The 18,178-nt window shown below is 46.3% G+C and carries 16 protein-coding genes; 4 read left to right on the top strand and 12 right to left on the bottom strand.

The window, feature by feature from the left end:
- The 4 genes from V7O63_RS07275 (at position 1) to V7O63_RS07260 (ending at position 5,013) form a co-directional block, all read left to right on the top strand.
- Positions 1–675, top strand: a complete 675-nt coding sequence (locus V7O63_RS07275; protein WP_340817740.1) for a peroxiredoxin — start codon at positions 1–3, stop codon at positions 673–675.
- Positions 676–712: 37 nt separating this feature from the next.
- Positions 713–1,210, top strand: a complete 498-nt coding sequence (locus tag V7O63_RS07270; protein ID WP_340817739.1) for a ferritin-like domain-containing protein — start codon at positions 713–715, stop codon at positions 1,208–1,210.
- 314 nt (positions 1,211–1,524) lie between these two features.
- Complete coding sequence (locus V7O63_RS07265) at positions 1,525–3,759, top strand: DNA topoisomerase I (protein ID WP_340817738.1); 2,235 nt, start codon at positions 1,525–1,527, stop codon at positions 3,757–3,759.
- Between the two features lie 6 nt (positions 3,760–3,765).
- Positions 3,766–5,013, top strand: a complete 1,248-nt coding sequence (locus V7O63_RS07260) for an MBL fold metallo-hydrolase (RefSeq protein ID WP_340820819.1) — start codon at positions 3,766–3,768, stop codon at positions 5,011–5,013.
- Between the two features lie 40 nt (positions 5,014–5,053).
- On the opposite strand, the gene V7O63_RS07255 is transcribed toward V7O63_RS07260, so the two are convergent.
- From V7O63_RS07255 to tatA, 12 genes are all read right to left on the bottom strand, one after another.
- Complete coding sequence (locus V7O63_RS07255; protein WP_340817736.1) at positions 5,054–5,695, bottom strand: tetratricopeptide repeat protein; 642 nt, start codon at positions 5,693–5,695, stop codon at positions 5,054–5,056.
- 183 nt (positions 5,696–5,878) lie between these two features.
- Entirely contained in the window at positions 5,879–6,448 is a 570-nt protein-coding gene (locus V7O63_RS07250; RefSeq protein ID WP_340817734.1) for a hypothetical protein, read from the bottom strand.
- A gap of 24 nt (positions 6,449–6,472) precedes the next feature.
- Complete coding sequence (locus tag V7O63_RS07245; protein ID WP_340817733.1) at positions 6,473–7,093, bottom strand: molybdenum cofactor guanylyltransferase; 621 nt, start codon at positions 7,091–7,093, stop codon at positions 6,473–6,475.
- 43 nt (positions 7,094–7,136) lie between these two features.
- On the bottom strand, positions 7,137–9,116 hold the full coding sequence (locus V7O63_RS07240; RefSeq protein ID WP_340817732.1) for a DUF460 domain-containing protein: 1,980 nt from the start codon (positions 9,114–9,116) through the stop codon (positions 7,137–7,139).
- A 32-nt stretch (positions 9,117–9,148) separates the two neighbouring features.
- Positions 9,149–10,045 (bottom strand): RIO1 family regulatory kinase/ATPase, encoded by an 897-nt coding sequence (locus tag V7O63_RS07235; RefSeq protein WP_340817730.1) that lies wholly within the window; start codon positions 10,043–10,045, stop codon positions 9,149–9,151.
- Between the two features lie 67 nt (positions 10,046–10,112).
- A complete protein-coding gene (gene larC, locus V7O63_RS07230; protein ID WP_340817729.1) occupies positions 10,113–11,297 on the bottom strand; it encodes a nickel pincer cofactor biosynthesis protein LarC in 1,185 nt (394 codons plus the stop codon).
- A 50-nt stretch (positions 11,298–11,347) separates the two neighbouring features.
- Complete coding sequence (gene larB, locus V7O63_RS07225; RefSeq protein WP_340817728.1) at positions 11,348–12,133, bottom strand: nickel pincer cofactor biosynthesis protein LarB; 786 nt, start codon at positions 12,131–12,133, stop codon at positions 11,348–11,350.
- 147 nt (positions 12,134–12,280) lie between these two features.
- Positions 12,281–13,480 (bottom strand): aldo/keto reductase, encoded by a 1,200-nt coding sequence (locus V7O63_RS07220; protein WP_340817727.1) that lies wholly within the window; start codon positions 13,478–13,480, stop codon positions 12,281–12,283.
- Positions 13,481–14,016: 536 nt separating this feature from the next.
- A complete protein-coding gene (locus tag V7O63_RS07215) occupies positions 14,017–15,066 on the bottom strand; it encodes an ABC transporter ATP-binding protein (protein WP_340817726.1) in 1,050 nt (349 codons plus the stop codon).
- A 14-nt stretch (positions 15,067–15,080) separates the two neighbouring features.
- Entirely contained in the window at positions 15,081–16,676 is a 1,596-nt protein-coding gene (locus V7O63_RS07210) for an iron ABC transporter permease (protein WP_340817725.1), read from the bottom strand.
- A gap of 32 nt (positions 16,677–16,708) precedes the next feature.
- Entirely contained in the window at positions 16,709–17,737 is a 1,029-nt protein-coding gene (locus tag V7O63_RS07205; RefSeq protein ID WP_340817723.1) for an iron ABC transporter substrate-binding protein, read from the bottom strand.
- Between the two features lie 64 nt (positions 17,738–17,801).
- Complete coding sequence (gene tatA / locus V7O63_RS07200) at positions 17,802–17,981, bottom strand: twin-arginine translocase TatA/TatE family subunit (RefSeq protein ID WP_340817721.1); 180 nt, start codon at positions 17,979–17,981, stop codon at positions 17,802–17,804.
- Positions 17,982–18,178 lie beyond the last annotated feature (197 nt).

Below are 18,178 nucleotides of genomic sequence, written 5' to 3'. Positions count from 1 at the left end.
ATGGAAGAAGAAATTGTAACGATGCCACTTATCGGCGACGATGCACCGTCATTTAAAGCAGAGACAACTGCCGGGGAGATCAATTTTCCTAAAGATTACAAGGGGAAGTGGGTAATTCTTTTCAGCCACCCTGCAGACTTCACACCTGTATGTACAACAGAGTTCATGACATTTGCCAGCATGCAGGAAGAGTTCAGGGAATTGAACACAGAGCTGATCGGTCTTTCCATTGACAGTATCTATGCACATATTGCATGGCTCAGGACGATCAAAGAGAAGATCGAGTACAATGGAATGAAGGACGTTGAGGTGACCTTCCCGGTCATTGCAGACCTTAAGATGGAAGTTGCAAAGAAGTTCGGTATGGTACAGCCAAATGCCTCCACAACACAGGCTGTCAGAGCGGTTTTCATCATGGACCCAAAAGCAAAGATAAGAGCCATCGTCTACTATCCACTTTCCAACGGAAGGAACATGGATGAGATCAAGAGACTTATCCTTGCAATGCAGAAATCCGATGCTGAGAACATCGCAACACCTGCCAACTGGCAACCAGGCGATGATGTCATAATCCCACCTCCAGGATCATGCGGATCTGCAAAGGAAAGGGTCGAGACCGAAGAGGAAGGAAAGTACTGCCTCGACTGGTTCATGTGCCTCAAGAAACAGTCTTAAGTACAAATGCAAAGATATAATCCATAGGTGACCTATTATGGGAACAAAAGGCGTGGAAATATTAGGGTTAGATGTCAACGAACTGATAGACTTATTGAACAAAGCACTTGCAGATGAATGGTTAGCATACTACCAGTACTGGGTCGGTGCAAAGGTTGTCAAAGGTCCTATGAGGGAAGCTGCCGTAGCTGAACTTATAGAGCATGCAAATGATGAGCTTCGTCATGCAGACATGGTAGCTAACAGGATCTTACAGCTTGGCGGAACACCTGTACTCTCTCCCCAGGAATGGTACGATGTCACAAACTGTGGATATGAAGCACCTGATGATCCATTTGTAAAGAAGATCCTTGAGCAGAACATCAAGGGAGAGCAATGTGCCATCCAGGTCTACAACAACATCCTTGAAAAGGTCAAGGATAAAGACCCTGTAACCTACGAGATAGTGTTACAGATCCTCACGGATGAGATCGAGCACGAGGATGACCTTCAGGCAGTCATGGAAGATATCGAACTTATGCAAAGAAAGGACTAACCTTCTTTCATATGGGTGGGATTGGGCATTTCCTGTTCTTTCCTGGTGGTGGGAACAGGAAATGTTTCATCTACTTTTTTGAATTATTACTCTCATTTTTATTCATTAGTTACCAGAGATGCAATTCGTTGCTTGTTTTTGCATAATTGCAGGGCCATCTGATCAATTGTTTCTGCGATAGATATATTTACAAGGATGTTTGTTAGATTTAATCATTAAATAACCCTGTAAAAATAAAGATCTTTTATCAAAAGTATAGCATCAAATGAACATTTTATCATTATATTGCACCATTCAAGACATACGGAGATAACATGCATCTCATCATAGCAGAGAAACATATTGCAGCAAAAAGGATAGCGGCAATCCTGACTCCCAAAAAACCAAAGCAGGTTCGCGTAAGTGGAGTAGACACTTACGAAGACGGATCAGGTGAGGAGAGAAAAGTATTCATCGGCCTTAGCGGACACATAGTAAAGCTCGATTTTCCAAAGGCATATAACAACTGGCAGAAGGTAGAGGCAAACGAACTCATAGGTGCAGAGATCATCACATCCTCGACCCAGGTCAAGATAGTAGCTGCCTTAAAGAAGCTTGGGAAAGAAGCCGCTAAAGTAACCATTGCAACTGACTACGACAGAGAAGGAGAGCTAATAGGCGTTGAAGCCCTTGATATCATCAGGGGAGTGAACCCTGATGTGCCATTCGATCGTGTACATTACAGTGCGATCACACCAAAGGCCATCAATGAAGCATTCTCAAATCCTTCCAATGTCGACTTCGATCTGGCGGATGCAGGACATTCAAGGCAGGTCATAGACCTTGTATGGGGTGCGTCACTTACCCGTTACATCTCCCTCGCCGCAGGACGTCTTGGAAAGATGTTCCTGTCAGTGGGCAGGGTGCAGTCACCGACACTTGCCCTTATAGTAGAGCGTGAGAAGGAGAGAGATGCCTTTATCCCGAGGCCCTACTGGGAACTCTCGGCAATGCTGAAGAGCGGAACAGGAGAGGAGTTCAAGGTCGAGCACCGTACCAAACGTTTCTGGGAAAAGGATGAAGTAGATTCAGCTATGGAAAGGATAGCTGTGGGCGATGAGGCTCTGGTAACGGAACTCAAGACCTCCGAGAAGACCGACAAACCACCAACTCCTTTTAACACCACCGAGTTTATCAGCGCTGCCAGTTCCATTGGCTTTACGGCTGCCAATGCAATGAGGATCGCTGAGACCCTTTATACGAACGGTTTTATCTCATACCCGAGAACCGATAACACAGTCTATCCCGAAAGTATCGACCTGAGGGCACAGATAGAGATCTTCAAGACCGGTGCCTTCAAGCAGTATGCGCTTAAACTGCTGGAGAAAGAGGAACTTGTTCCTACCAGAGGTAAGAAAGAGACCACGGATCACCCTCCTATCTTCCCGGCATCCCTTGCTAAGAAGACCGAGATGAACGAGCAGGAATGGAAACTCTATGAGATGGTTGTAAGACGTTTCTTCGCAACCTTTGCAGACCCTGCAAAATGGGAGACCATCCGGTCCAAGTTCGATATCAAAGGGGAGGAGTTCAAGGCCAGCGGTGCAAGGCTCGTAGAGCCCGGATGGAGATGGTACTACCACTACAATGCACCGGAGGACAGGTTGCTTCCAAAGATGGAGGAAGGCGACAAACATGATGTTACAAAGCTGGAAGTAGAAGCAAAGGAAACACAACCTCCCGGAAGATACGGACAGGGCAGGCTTATCAGGATAATGGAAGAGATGGGACTTGGCACAAAGGCTACCCGTCACGAGATCATCAGTAAGCTCTATTCACGCGCATACGTGCATGGAAACCCACTCCAGCCAACAAAGACCGCGATCGCTGTTGTAGATACACTTGAGAAGTTCGCACCTACCATATCAAAACCTGATATGACCAGCAAACTTGAAGCTGACATGGACAGGATAGCAGAAGGAGGCATTCCTGAAGATGATGTTCTGAACGAATCAAGGGAAATGCTGGAACTCGTCTTCTCCGAACTTGGAAAGAACAAGGATGACATCAGTGAATCATTGCGTGCCGGTCTTCGTGAGGATAAGATCATAGGAACCTGTACAGAATGTGGTTCTAACCTCATGGTCATGAGATCCAAGCGTGGTTCCCGTTTCATTGGATGCGAAGGTTACCCGGATTGTAATTTCTCACTACCCCTGCCACGTTCAGGTCAGGTTGTAGTAACGGATAAGCAATGTGATGATCACGGACTTTATCACATACGCATTGTCAATGCAGGCAAACGCCCATGGAACCTTGGATGTCCTGAATGCAATTTTATTGAATGGCAGAAGACACAGGAAGAGGAAAGGAAGAAGCAGAATGAGGGCAAGGAACGGCCAAAGACCCTGAACGACATATCAGGTATCGGAAAGGTCACTGCTGAGAAACTGGCAGATGCAGGCATATGCAGTGTGGAAGAACTTTGTGAAGCAGATGCTCTGGAACTTGCAAAAGTTACAAGTATACCTGTTAAGAAACTAAAAGCATGGCAGGCGGATATCGTCTGAATGGAGATGGGTAAGATGGAACTGGAATTCAAGGGTGCATGCAGAGAGGTTGGAAGATCGGCAGTACTTGTCGATGAGAAGATAATGATGGATTACGGAGTATCCCCGGGAGAGAACGTAAAGTATCCGGTGAACGGATCACGGCCTGAAGCAATTCTGGTATCCCACGCTCATATCGATCACTCCGGTGCAGTTCCAAACCTTATGGACCTCGAACCTGATGTCTACATGACCCCCCCGACATTCGACATGGCAAACATGCTGGCAAAGGACACTCTGAAGATAGCTGAAAGAGAGGGTGAGATGCCAATATATGATTCCATCGACCTCTCAAAGTTCGCGCACCAGACCAAACAGGTTGATACAGGTGTTGAGTTCCGCGCCTGTGGATATGATGTTGAGTTCTTCAATGCCGGACACATACCAGGTGCTGCAGCGATACATATCAAGGATAAAGAGAACAAGAGCATTTTCTATACAGGAGACATCAATACCTCGGATACACGACTGGTATCAGGTGCGGTTGAGTTTCCCGATTCTGATGTGCTCATCACCGAAAGCACATATTTTGGCGACGAACATCCTCCACGCAGAGAAGTAGAGGAAGCATTCATAGATTCCGTTATGGATACACTTGACATCGGCGGCAGTGTCATCGTTCCCGCCTTCGCGATCGGTAGAACACAGGAACTGCTCATGCTGCTGGATGCGCATGGGATCAGACCATATGTTGATGGCATGGGAGTGCAGGCATACAAGATCATGTCAAAATATCCCGACTATATCCGTAATCCCACACACCTGAAAAAAGCATTTGATAACGCTACAATGGTGAAAGGAAGGAAAAGGGAGAGCCTTCGCCTTGAGTCGTCCGTGATAGTCACAACGGCGGGAATGCTTAACGGTGGACCTGTTCTCCGCTACATAGACAGACTCTGTAAAGACCCCAAATCAAAGATAATACTTACCGGTTACCAGGTTGAGGGAACGAATGGCAGAATGGCCATGGATACAGGCAACATCGAAACCGATGGAGCGATCAGGCACCTCAAACCAAAGATAGAACAATATGATTTCTCTGCCCATTCAGGAGACAAAGAGCTCAAGGAAATGGTAAAGGATTTCTGTGACAGGGGAACGGAACGTGTGTTCACCATGCATGGGGACAACTGTGAAGGATTTGCAGACTGGATAAGAGAAGAGATCGGGGTCGATGCCCACGCTCCTGAACTGGGTGAGCGTTTCACTGTATAGTAATGTGATCTAAAAAGATAATCTACGATACAGGTTATTTCTACTGGTATGAAGTACCTGAATACTTCATATCCTCATTCATTTTTGTTGTTCTGACCATTGCAGCCTTCAGCTTCTCAACCGCATCCAGATGGTCGGGATCGATCTTAAGGACCCTGTTAAAACAGTTAGCTGCATCATCATATCTACCAAGACCAAAATAAGAGATACCTTTCTTGTGCCACACAACAGCGAACTTGTTATCCAGCTCTATCTCCTTGTGAACCTTACTATAACAATCGATAGCTTCGTTGTGCTTACCCATAACTTCAAGGATATCCCCTTTGTTGATCCAGGCATCATCATTATTGGGGTCGATGGTCAGAACCGTGCTATAACATTTAATGGCATCCTCATAGCGACCAGTATTGAACATGACCACACCCATGTTACACCATACATCAATGTCGCTTTTGTAAAGTTCAATGGACCTTCTGAAGCATTCAAGCGCTTCTTCGTCCAGTCCTAAAAAAGAAAGTGCAATGCCCTTATTATTCCATACCAGGGCAATAGCCTCGTTGCTCCATAGTTCCGGGTCAAGATCCTCATGTTCTAAGATAAGAGTGAAATATTCTATCTTCTCTTCCGGATCATCGGCATCAAACGCTAATTTGAACCATTCTTCCGGCGTATCAGGATCCATTCAGCATACCAACTCCAAGATCAAAATATTTTTGCATAATGTCATATCTATGCAGGATATTTCCATCTTTTTCTAACCTAAATGTACATAACATATTTATTAAGTTATCGAAATTATTCGTATGTACAATGGACATATTAGAAATAATATATAAAATTATTTAGAGAACATGAATTATATATCTCAACATTGGATGATATCTCCCGCATCCACATCCCCGTCATTAAGAGCATGCCTGATGTCATCGATATGAACAACTTCGTTTGCATCTATTCCCACAAGACACATCCCCTGTTTGTCCATGGCCCATACACGATACCTGTCATCCCGGTTAACCAGATCAGCAGGGATCTCTTCAGAAGGCAGTTTTTCAGGGTCGATACTGCATGCTTTAAGGCCCGGATACTCATCCGGGTTCAGTTCCATTATCGTGATAGACATTTTCAATAAGGAAAGAAGATCATTTATATCCTCATGGTCCCACTTTTTGATGCGCTCACAAAGAATGGATAAGATATTCTTTGCAACACCCGGGTTTGCAAGTATCTTGTTTGAAAGACACAGGGCAGCATTGTCATACTTGACATTCTCACTGGGTCCCCTGAAGCAGAATATACCCTGCCCCACCAATGTATCAAGGTCGATCGGTCTTTCCGAGAAATTGATAGCATTTTCCACGGCTTCAACATCAAGGTCATACTCATCCGCAATTCTCCAGATCGCCTTCTCTATTACAATACCATGGTCTATCATTGTGACACATCACTATCAGGTCAATTATCCATCATCGGACTGCCAGTTAATTATCCTTTGAACATCTGACGGAGTATTTATGTTAACAAAACTCTTAAGATCTTTGTCTACAGCCATGATAGTTTCAGCATCAAGATACAGTACATTCTCAAGGGATGCTACTGGTGCACGGATACTTCGCTGACCTTCACCGAGAGAAGCCTCTATCGCCTCAAGCATGACATCCCTGCGATATATCGCATGAAGTGGTTCCTCCATACCATATTCACTTATCGGGACCAGTGCATCATGTTCTCCCACCATATTGAACATCATGTCGATGAGTTGCTCGTTCAGGAAAGGCATGTCACATGCCACGGCAAATACATAGTCACCTGAAGCTCGTTCAAAACCAGCAAGCATACCTGCAAGAGGACCCGCGTTCCTTACACGATCCGTGACAACGATACGGTCATCAAGATAATCAGAGAAATCCTGTATCTGTTCATCATCCCTGAGGGACACGATGACCTCATCGGATACATCATCAAGGACCGCAAGTGCACGTTCCAGTAAGGTCGATCCCTGATGTAACATGAGCGCCTTTTCCCTTCCGTTGAGACGGGTACCCAGACCACCGGCAAGCAGGAGTGATGTCCTTTTCATAAGAACGTACCCCGCATATCAATTTCGTACCTGGCATCAGGCCTCATGCAAGACCTCTTCTGCGTTCACTTCTGTATTCATCGAGAATGGACCTGACCTGTTCATGTTCTTTTTCCCTGCGACGCTCTTCAGCTTCTTCCTGCCATTTATCAATGGCCTCTTCAAGTTGATCAGGGTTAACCGATGCCAGATCACCCACACGATGGACCTGTATATCTTTCAACACAGGAACATCACCATCATAGAATGACTCAAGAGCAGCATGTGGAAGGTCCTCCTTTATCAGCACTGCCTTCACCTTTGCTTCGATCAGCAGTGAAGCGGTTATCGGACCACCACCACTTGGATTCTCAAGATATACCACATCATTCTCTTTGAGACCATAGAGTTCCTTCGTGTGTTCAATGGCCTCCCTTGTGAACGAGGATATGACCTTCACAGGCAGACCCTCACCCTTTACTTCCTTCTTGCGTATCTGTTTCAGGCGCTTGTTCTGTTTGCGCTGGTTACGCAGGGACTTCTTTGTCTTTGCAAGTTCCTTTTTCAGCCGTGTGATCTCAGAATCACGTATCTGCATCTCTTTTTCCCTTCTCACCTGTTTATAGGTGGAATTCCTGATCTTGTTGATACGCATCTCAAGATTCTCTATCTTCCTGTCCTTCTGGCCTGATTCATACTTGAGTTCTGACACATACTCTTTGAGCTGTTTTATCTGGGAATTACGCTGGGAGAGTTCCTCACGCAGCTTCTTTACCTGCTCATCCACGTCCGTAACATCTTCCTTTACAGGCTCCGGTTCCGGTTTCATCTTCACCTGTATCTTAGATTCCGACGCAACCTTCTCAATAGCCTCGTCGATCGGGTCCCCGTTTATGACATGGAACTTAACCCTGTCAAGGTCCATATATTTCGGAGCGCGCTTCTCCACCCTGGAGAAGACGTTCCTGTATGCTTTATACGTGGCAAGTGCCGCTGTGAGAGAATCACGTTCATGATCATTGGAATATCCGAACTTGCGTGCAAGGGCTATCTTATCCTCCGCCCTGATCTCCCCCCTCGGATTCCATATAACAGCATTGAAACTGCGGCGGATCTTCTCCACGGCAGACGGAGTAGGATATACATCCGTGGCAACTATGGCAGGCTTGCCGTACTCGGCTATCATCCTGACGACCTCATCATGGGATATTCCACGTATGCTGTCGGAAAGTAGCAGTTCCCCGTCAAGTGAGAGGATGGCTATACCTACAGTAGTACCGGGATCGATGCCCACGATGGTGTACTTGCGTCCCGGTCTTTTAAGAGGGATGTACTGGATCTTGTCCCTTTCCACACTTTTTACCGTTACCTGCACATCAGCATTCGAGGATGGTTTTACCGGTACACGGTCACGTCTGGCCTTCACCGTGTATTCAGCCCTGACGTATCCGCCAAAACCTTCGGTGATACGTTCAGCATAGGTGTAGCCTGTCTCACGGGAGAACTTGCGAAGAGTGCTCTCGACCTCCCTGCTCTTTTCCTTCACCGCACCATGTACCTTCCTGCGGTAGCGGTTCTGGCTCCACCCACCCCTGCCAAGGGACCTGGCACGGCTCACTTTGATCCGGGTTATGTCCTCAAAGAGTGATACCTCAACACCAACACCAAGACTTGCAAGGATGGCACATGCCTCTGCTTCCTGACCGGGGTCGAACTGGTTGAAGGAAAGACCATGTTCCTTTGCAAGACGGACCAGTGATCTCTGGTGAATACCTCCGGTGACCTGTACCAGTTTCGTATTCTCAGGTAGCTTTTCAAGAAAACGGATAAGCTCCTTCTTATTCGCAGCGAGCTCGAGAATATTGTCAACAGCAATGTAGTCAGGACGGTCATTGCTCAGCATCCGGAGTATCCTGTGAAGCCGGACCATGGTGTAATGGTTTATTTCCCCGTCCTTTAGAACGGCAACGGCATATCGGGGTGCCTCCTGTGCCCTTGAAGAGCCTTTAGCTATGTCGATGCCGTATATAACCCCGTTTTGCATACAATATATTCTATGTCACTTCTATGATATATCTATGACCACATACCGCTTTTTATGCCGGATACTACGTCTGCCACATCCATATCGATACGGTATTTGCGCTTGAAGTGTTTGAGCACATTTGAGACATCCCTTTCAAGAAGCTCATCCGCATGAGGGTGAGATGTTTCTACATACTGAGGCCAGTCGATGAACTGCACCCCATCCTCGTTGACAAAGATATTGTACTCACTAAGATCGGAATGGATGTAACCTTTCCCATAGACAAGACCGATCTGCCTGATTATCTCATCAAGGAACCACTGAGGGGCCTCAAGCTTTGTCTTGTACAGAAGGGTCCCCTTTGCCACATCCATGACAAGTGCGTGACGATTGTTGTCAATGAGTTTCGGGACTGAAATATCGGGATATAATTCCTTGATGATCTCAGCCTCCCGCTTTGCAGCCAGTCTTGCTGCATATATCCATGAGAAGTGTTCCCTGTCATTGAGATGTGAACGCGTCCTTTTCACAGACTTGAAACTGGTCCGACCTTCCCTGTGGAATTTGAGAATGACTCCCTGTGGTTCTCCTAACCCAAGTTCCGGCTCTTTTACAGCCTCATGGACCACGGATTCCTTACCCACACCTATCTCATCACCAATGCCACTGATAGTACCCCTCTTCACAAATGCATTGAGAGCCAGGGCATCGTAGCCATCGAAGTAGATCTGATAACCTTCATAGGGATTCTTTACCCCGACAACCATGTTGTTCTTTATGAGCAAACCCAGCTTGTACTCAAGAGTGGAATACGGCAGGCGCGTATACTTCATCAGTTCCTCTATCGGCACCCATTCGAAATCCTTCATGCCTATCTCGATACCTGTGAGTATGCGCAGATCTTTAGTGCCCAGTTTTTTGAATAACTTCACGACGTCGTCTATCATTTGCTACCTGATTGGTGCTATAGTTTAGATTGTTTGTGGTTAGACCTTATACAAAAATAGAGGGAAGCTATGAGAACTTCCCCCAGGCCTCTTCCTCGACCCGGCGGATTATCTCTTTCAGCGGCAATCCTACCTTATCGGCAACCTTGCGGCAATCCTCATACTCTGCGGACATATGCAAGATCTCGCCAGCTTTATCCTGAGCGATCTTCACAGCAACCGTGAACTCCTCGCCCCTGAGATAGATGCTGACCTCATCCATCCTGCGGTCTGCAACAAAACGATGAGCCGTTGGTATCACACGTATTCCAAGGGTGCCGGTCTCCTTCATCATCTCTCTGGCGACATTCTCGCTGTTCTCGGCCTTTGTGATGACCTTGATGATATGGCCTGACCTTCCCTTTTTCATAATTGTGGGAGTTATCGCAACATCCCTTGCTCCTGCTGCCAGCAGTTTGTCGAAAAGATTACCCAGAACCTCACCTGTGACATCGTCCACATTGGTCTCCAGAACCTCGATGCGGTCCTTTGTGAGCACATCGGCTGTTTCCATGATGAGGGTGCGAAGTACATTGGGGTCTTCGGTATCTGCATCACCTGCACCGTAACCGACTGAAAGCACCCTTCCTTTTGGAAGGTTCTCCAGTGGCTTTGCAAAATAGGACAATAATGCAGCACCGGTTGGTGTGAGCAACTCCCTGTCACCCATTCCGTATGAAAGGAGATTGCCTGACCTCAATATCTCAAGGGTTGCAGGTGCGGGTACGGCCATTGAACCGTGCGCAGCTTTTACCCTGCCACCACCTACATTCACAGGAGTACAGAATATGGCATCAGCCCCAATCTCATGGATTGCTGCACATGAACCGATAACATCAGCAAGGGCATCATTCTGACCTACCTCATGGAAATGGATCGTTTCCAGTGATTCACCGTGGACCTTCGACTCCGCCCTCGCCATGATCTCAAAGACATCAAGAGCACTTTTCTCAACCTGTGAAGGTAGACCGGCAGACCTGATGATACCTACAAGCTCAGTATAATGCCGCGAGTGTTCCTCATGTGGTACATGTATGTGAACGTCGGTGGCATCGATACCCTTCTTGTTCTTTCGGTCCACAGAGACAGATACGTCTACTGCAGATTCTATCATCTCACGTATCTTCTGTCCATCTGCACCAAGGTCGATAAGGCTCCCAAGAATCATATCACCGGCTGCACCGGAGAAGGGGTCAAATATCAGGGACTTCATGATATCAGTTCCGTGTTGTATATTTCAAACTATAAACATTAAACAAGCGATTATTCCTGAGACCTGCTACCCCTTGCCTCAGCAACCCTGTTGGCTATCCTTGCTGCGAATGATCCGGCAACGAATCCCGCATCGATGTTCACCACTGAGAGCACGGAACAGGACTGCAACATCGAGAGTAATGCAGCCTCACCCTTTGCACCGGCTCCATAGCCTGTGGATACGGGAAGTCCGATAACGGGTACATCTACAAGACCTGAGACAACAGTTGGCAGAGTTCCTTCCCTTCCTGCTGCCACAACAATTGAATCCGGTTTCTTTTCCCGCAATACCTGCATCTCATTGACAAGCCTGTGGAAACCGGCAACTCCTACATCATAGATCGCTATTGTCTCACATCCCATCTCATGAGCTACCATCCTTGCCTCTTCTGCTGCGTCTATGTCAGCGGTTCCGGCAGTGATTATCGCAACAACTCCACCCGTCTTTGGTGCAGGAGTTCCGTCATGGACCACAACACCTTTTGAATGAAGGTCCCACTCAAGCTTATCGGAATGGAACATGGCCTCGATCATTTCCCTGTGACTTTCACTGAGCCTTGTGATAAGAACTCTCCCGCTTGCAGCAACCTGTGCTTTTGCAATTTCCACAACATCAGCCGGGTCCTTACCCTCTGCAAGGATGGCTTCCATTATGCCCGTTCGATGCTTGCGGAAAGTGTCTATTTTGGCAATGTCTGTGACCGGGACATAGCCCATTGAACGGATATCCGATTCTGCAGTTTCGATGTCCATCTCATTATTTTTAAGCTTGTTTAGTACGCTTTTAAGATCCATTTATTTCACTTCTGCATTGGATACATAATATAATTAACTGAACCTGATGATACTGAAGAGAATCAAATAAAACAGAAATATTGTTTGGTTCTTAGGTTTAATAAGCCAAACAACATACTCTTTTATTATTTTGCAAAAATCAGACAATTATACCTGTTTGAACATCTCCTTTGCCATCGCAATCCTCTGCTCTATGTCCAGACCTTCCATTTCTTCCACAACGGAACCAAGAACAGATGGTATGTCAATGTGCTGAGGACATTTCTCAAGACATTTGCCACACTGGACACACTGGGATGCAAGTGCAGGTTCTCCACACTCTACAACACCCCCAAGTCTTGCGGCATACAGGAACTTCTCACCTTCAGGGTCATCGACCAGGTACATGTTGTTGTACTCCTCGAAGCAGAGAGGGATATTCACACCCACAGGACAGGGCATACAGTACTGGCAGCCAGTACAGCCTACTTTCATCAGTTCACGGTACTTGTCAGCTACCCTGTTTACCAGCTGTATTTCTGCTTCTGTCAGGGAATTCGGATGTGCTTCCCCTGCTATCCTGAGATTCTCTTCGATATGTGCTTCATCATTCATACCGGAAAGGACCACTGTGACCTCCGGGTGGTCCCATATCCAGCGCAGAGCCCATTCTGCAGGGGTTCTCTTTGTCGAAGCCTCATCCCAGATATCATTTACAGCCTGCGGCACGTTCTTTGTAAGGTTTCCTCCACGGAGAGGTTCCATAATGATAACACCAAGGTCTTTTGAAGCCGCATATTCCAATCCGGCTTTTCCTGCCTGGTTCTTCTCATCAAGGAAGTTGTACTGGATCTGGCAGAAGTCCCAGTCATAAGCATCCACTATACGATTGAAATCCTCACTTGCACCATGGAAGGAAAAACCGGCGTTGATGATGCGACCGTCAGCTTTGGCCTGTTCAAGAAAATCAAGCACTCCAAGTTTTTCAATATCATCCCACAGGTCACCCACAAGGTAGTGGAGAAGATAGTAGTCTATATGGTCAGTGTTCAGTTTCTCCAGCTGGGCATTGAGGAACCTGTCCATATCCTCCCTGGTTTCTACAAGGAAGGAAGGAAGCTTTGTTGCGATCTTCACCTTCTCGCGGTATCCATCAGCAAGAGCACGACCCAGGAAAGGTTCGCTCTCTCCCATATGATAAGGCCATGCAGTATCAACATAGTTCACTCCCTGATCGATAGCATCGCGCACCTGTCTGGTGGCTCTCTCTTCATCTATGCTGCCGTCTTCTTTAGAGGCAAGGCGCATAGCTCCGAAACCGAGTATAGAAAGCTCGTCTCCGTTCTTTGGCATTTTCCTGTATAACATTTTAGTTCTCCTGAATTTGAATTATAGTAAGTTATGTAACATAATAATGACTGAACAGTCAGTCATATACAGGATTGCTAGTATATAGTTGCTTTGATTGACCACTCACTCACAGTTATAAACTAAAATAAATAATGACTCAGAAGAAAATAAAGGGTCAAATTAGTAGTTCAGTGTTCGAGGTAGATGCATATCGATAAGATAAAGAAGGAAAGGAAAAAATTGCGAAGTACTGAAATTCTGGCTCTGTAGAAAAACTCTACTTTGTTATAAACCACAGATGCACGCAGATAACACAGATTTGACTAACCGTTATCTGCGTAACCTGCTGAACGAAAGTTCAGCAGGCATCCAACTCCGAAAGAGATGGATGTATCTGTGTTTATCTGTGGCCCTAGCTGAAAACTCATTGATAACTAGGATTTCTACAGTGCCGAAATTCTGTTATAAACAAAAGTTATAGGATAGTGCCCAATGAAATTATCAGGTTTTTCCAGATGGAAAAATAGTTAACTGCTTTTTGTATATCCATAGCCTCAAAAAACAGCCTTACCATTCTGAAAAACAACCACATGGTCAACCTTCACTCTGATATCTACCATTGAGCCGGTTTCCTGAATGATCGATGAAGGTGCGGTAGAATGGACAATTGTCCCATTTTTCAGGCAAATAGTGTACAGGACCTCATAACCTTTGAATCTCTTTTCTTTAATAATGCACGAACCATTGATATCAGGCACAATCTCAATATCATCAGGTCTGATCATAAGTTCTACACGTTCTCCTTTCTTCAGAGATGTTTTGTTTGTAAACAGCCCTATTTCGGTGAGAATACCTTCATCCTCAATGACACCCTCTATGAAATCCGCCTTACCTACAAATTCAGCTACAAAGCTTGTGGCAGGGTGATGGTAGATCTCCTCAGGAGTACCTATCTGCTCTATATTACCGTTATTCATCACCGCGATCCTGTCAGCCATGGAAAAAGCCTCTTCCTGATCGTGTGTTACAAGGATTGTGGTGGCATTTGAAGTTCTGAGTATCTTCAGCATATCTTCCCTCATCTGGGTCCGCATATCAGTATCAAGGTTGCTGAAAGGCTCATCCAGAACCACCATTAGAGGACATGGGGCCAGTGCTCTTGCAAGTGCCACGCGCTGCTGCTGCCCTCCTGAAAGTTTATGCGGATGACGGCCGCCATATCCGGAAAGACCTACAAATTCAAGCATGTTGTCCACAACACTATCCTTCTCTTCTCCTTCAAGGTCCCTGAGACCAAAAGCTATGTTCTCCCTGACGGATATGTGGGGAAAAAGAGCATAATCCTGGAAAACCATACCCACTTTTCTCTTTTCAGGTGGCACGAATGTATTTACACCTGCAACCATATTTCCGCCCAGAAGTATCTCACCACCATCCGGCCTTTCAAATCCGGCGATGAGGCGAAGGGTTGTTGTCTTACCGCAACCGCTTGGACCCAGCATTGCAAAGATCTCACCTTCTTCTATGCTGAAACCTATTCCGTCAACAGCTGGAGAACCTTCATATGTTTTTACAATATCTTTTATCTCGATCAATGCCATCATCTTTCAACTCCTTTTTAAAAAGCTGCCTTTTCCTGTTTGAGTATTATCGACATGGACAGACCTGATGCAATTATCAGGAATATCGCCATTACCGCAGCCTCAGCATAGAATGCATCATCTGTGGCCGCCCATATACGAGTCGCCAATGTCTGGAAACCTATCGGGGAGAGTATAAGGGTTGCAGGCAGCTCTTTCATGGTGGTCAGGAACACAAGAGCAGCTCCATTGACAAGTCCCGGCCTTACAAGAGGAATTGTCACCTTTTCCAGGGTTTCGAGCGGTCCGCTTCCAAGACTTCTGGCAGCCTCCTCCAGTCTTGGATTTACCTGAAGAAGGGAAGACCTCACAGTTCCCACGGCCTTTGGAAGAAAGAGCACCACATAGGCAAAGATGAGCATTGCTGTTGTCTGATAAAGACCCGTGGCAAAGTTTGCTCCAAAGAACACAAGGGAGAGAGCTACCACTACCCCCGGAAGCCCGGAACCAAGATATGTGGCCCTCTCAAGCATATTGCTTAGCTTCCGCGGATAGCGTACAGCATATATCGATACTGGAAGGGCTGCTATTATGGCAGCCACAGCGGTAAGCCCTGATACATATACGGAGTTCATGCAAAGCTTGAAGAGACCCATAAGGAAGTCAAGATCGAACGAACCTCTGAACAGCCAGTATACGATCACTCCGAGAGGCATTATCAGAGCAAACAGCACAACAATAGATGTGAATATCAGTGCAGGTGTTCGCCAGATTCCAAGCTCTATGATCGGGAGAGGACGTTTTGTAACAGCACTGGCTCCGTGATAGTTGACACGAGCCCTGGACCTGTACTCCAGAACAAGGATCACAAATGCGAGCAAGACCAGCATCATGGCCAGCACAGCAGCTGTGCTCCTGTCAAAGCTTGACTGATACTGGATGAATATTGCCCTTGTGAACGAATCGAACCTCATAAGAGAAGGAGTTCCAAAGTCGCTCAAACTGTACAGTGCAACCAGCAACCCGCCTGCAGCTATGGAGGGCTTTATATGAGGCAGAGTAACACGCACAAAAGTCTCCCATCGGCTGCATCCCATATTGCGGGCAGCCTCCTCCAGGGATGGATCAAGGTTCTGAAGACTTGAACGTACAGTCAGGAGAATATACGGATAAGAGAACAGCGTAAGGGCCAGCACAGCTCCCGGAAGACCATATATTGAAGGCAGACCTTCCACACCAAGTGGTTTGAGCAAATTGTGGATCATACTCCCTTTTGGGCCTATGGCTGAAATGATAACGAAACTTCCCACATAACTTGGGATGACCAGCGGGAGTGCCGTGGCAATACTCCAGAAACGTTTCCATGGAAGGTCAGTCCTGACAGTAAGGAATGCCAGAGGAACTGCTATCAGTGCCGAGAATGTGGTCACCAGGGTTGCCAGGACAATGCTGTTGATAAAGATCGCAATGTTCTTCGGGGCCAGAGCAATGTCAAGTATTTCAGGACCTGTACCATAGGTTCTTATCACCAGATAGAAGAGAGGGATGGATACCAATAGTACAACTGTGGAAGAGAATACTGAAAGGATCCTGTCAAGGCCGGCATTTCTGCCCAATAGGGTTGTGATCTTCATCATAGTTCTTTCATACCGAAAGTGAAATGGTCTTAGAGTACTCCCACTTCATTCAGGAGGTCCAGCGTACCCTTGAGGTCATCAAGGTCGCTCAGGTCTATATCCGGTGTGTTGATATCTGAGAGTGGTTTCTGACCGCCTTCAACATCCACACCGCTTATGAGTGGATATTCAAAGGTCTCACCCGCAAAGTATTGCTGTGACTCCAGGCTCAGCAGTCTCTCGATGAACTGTTCTGAAAGTTCCCGGTCTTCCACAGTATCAAGTATTCCGACACCGGCCACATTGATGATGGAACCCGCATCTCCCTTCGTGTAGTGGTGCTCCACAGGGAAATCTGGGTCATCGGACTTGAACCTCATGAGATAGTAGTTGTTCACGAAACCAACATGGATCTCGCCCCTGCCCAGTGCCTCGACGATAGGGGTGTTCTTTGGATATACCTGGGGGTCATTGGCCTGTATGCCCTCAAGCCATTCCCTTGCCCTGTCATCACCTTCAAGGACCCTCAAAGCTGTGACAAAGGACTGGAAGGAACCATTTGTAGGTGCCCACCCGATCTTACCTCCGCCCCACCTGGGGTCCGTGAAACCCCATATGGAATCAGGGAGTTCGTTGGGGTCGACAAGTTCCACATTATAGTCGACAGTCCGTGCACGTCCAGTTATACCTATCCACTCGTCCTTAGGGGACCTGAAGGTAGGATCAACTTTTTCAAGAAGGCTCGGAGACAGACCAAGAAGTCTTCCTTCCTTGCTAAGAGCTCCCAGACCACCGGCATCCTGAGCAAAGAACAGGTGCGCAGGACTGTTTGCTCCTTCTTCTAATATAGTGGATGCCAGTTCAGCTGTTTTCCCATATCTTACCTGAATATCGATTCCCATATCCAATCCGATCTTCTCGATAAGTGGGGATACAAGGTCTTCTTTTCTGCCTGAATAGATTGTTAAGGTTTGTGTTGCATTCGCCTGGGTACTTGAATATATCTTTCCTGCAATTCCCAGTACTGAAATGCCGAGTGCTGCAGTAGCAGCTTGTTTTATGAAAGTACGTCTTTGCATATTATCGATCTCTGTTTTTTGATATACAAATTAAGCAGTCGTGGATCCTATTAATTCAACGATCTCAAACATCAGGATCAGCCATTCGATCTACAGCTCTTTCTGATTCTTTTTGTGCTTTTTTGAATTCTCCAATTGATGTCCCCATTGAGCGAGCAAGTTCAGGAAGCTTGTTCGCACCGAACAGAAGAACTGCCAATGCAAATATTACAATTAGTTCAGTGGTACCGATTCCGCCTATCATACGTTTTTCCTCTTTTTTAGCTATATTCGATCAATTATCTCATTCTTGATCCATTGGTATTTATGGCCCATATAATATTAGTTGTGCCTACTTTGTGTTGATGATGCGAAATAGTGTTCAATTATATATATAGTTTTGTTTAGAGGATATATTGTCATGAAAACTAATTGGGTTAGTGATCCTCGTACCCATTCCCT

The organism is Methanolobus sp. WCC4, assembly GCF_038022665.1.
Lineage (GTDB): Archaea > Halobacteriota > Methanosarcinia > Methanosarcinales > Methanosarcinaceae > Methanolobus.
This window is presented reverse-complemented; position numbering and strand designations above follow the sequence as displayed.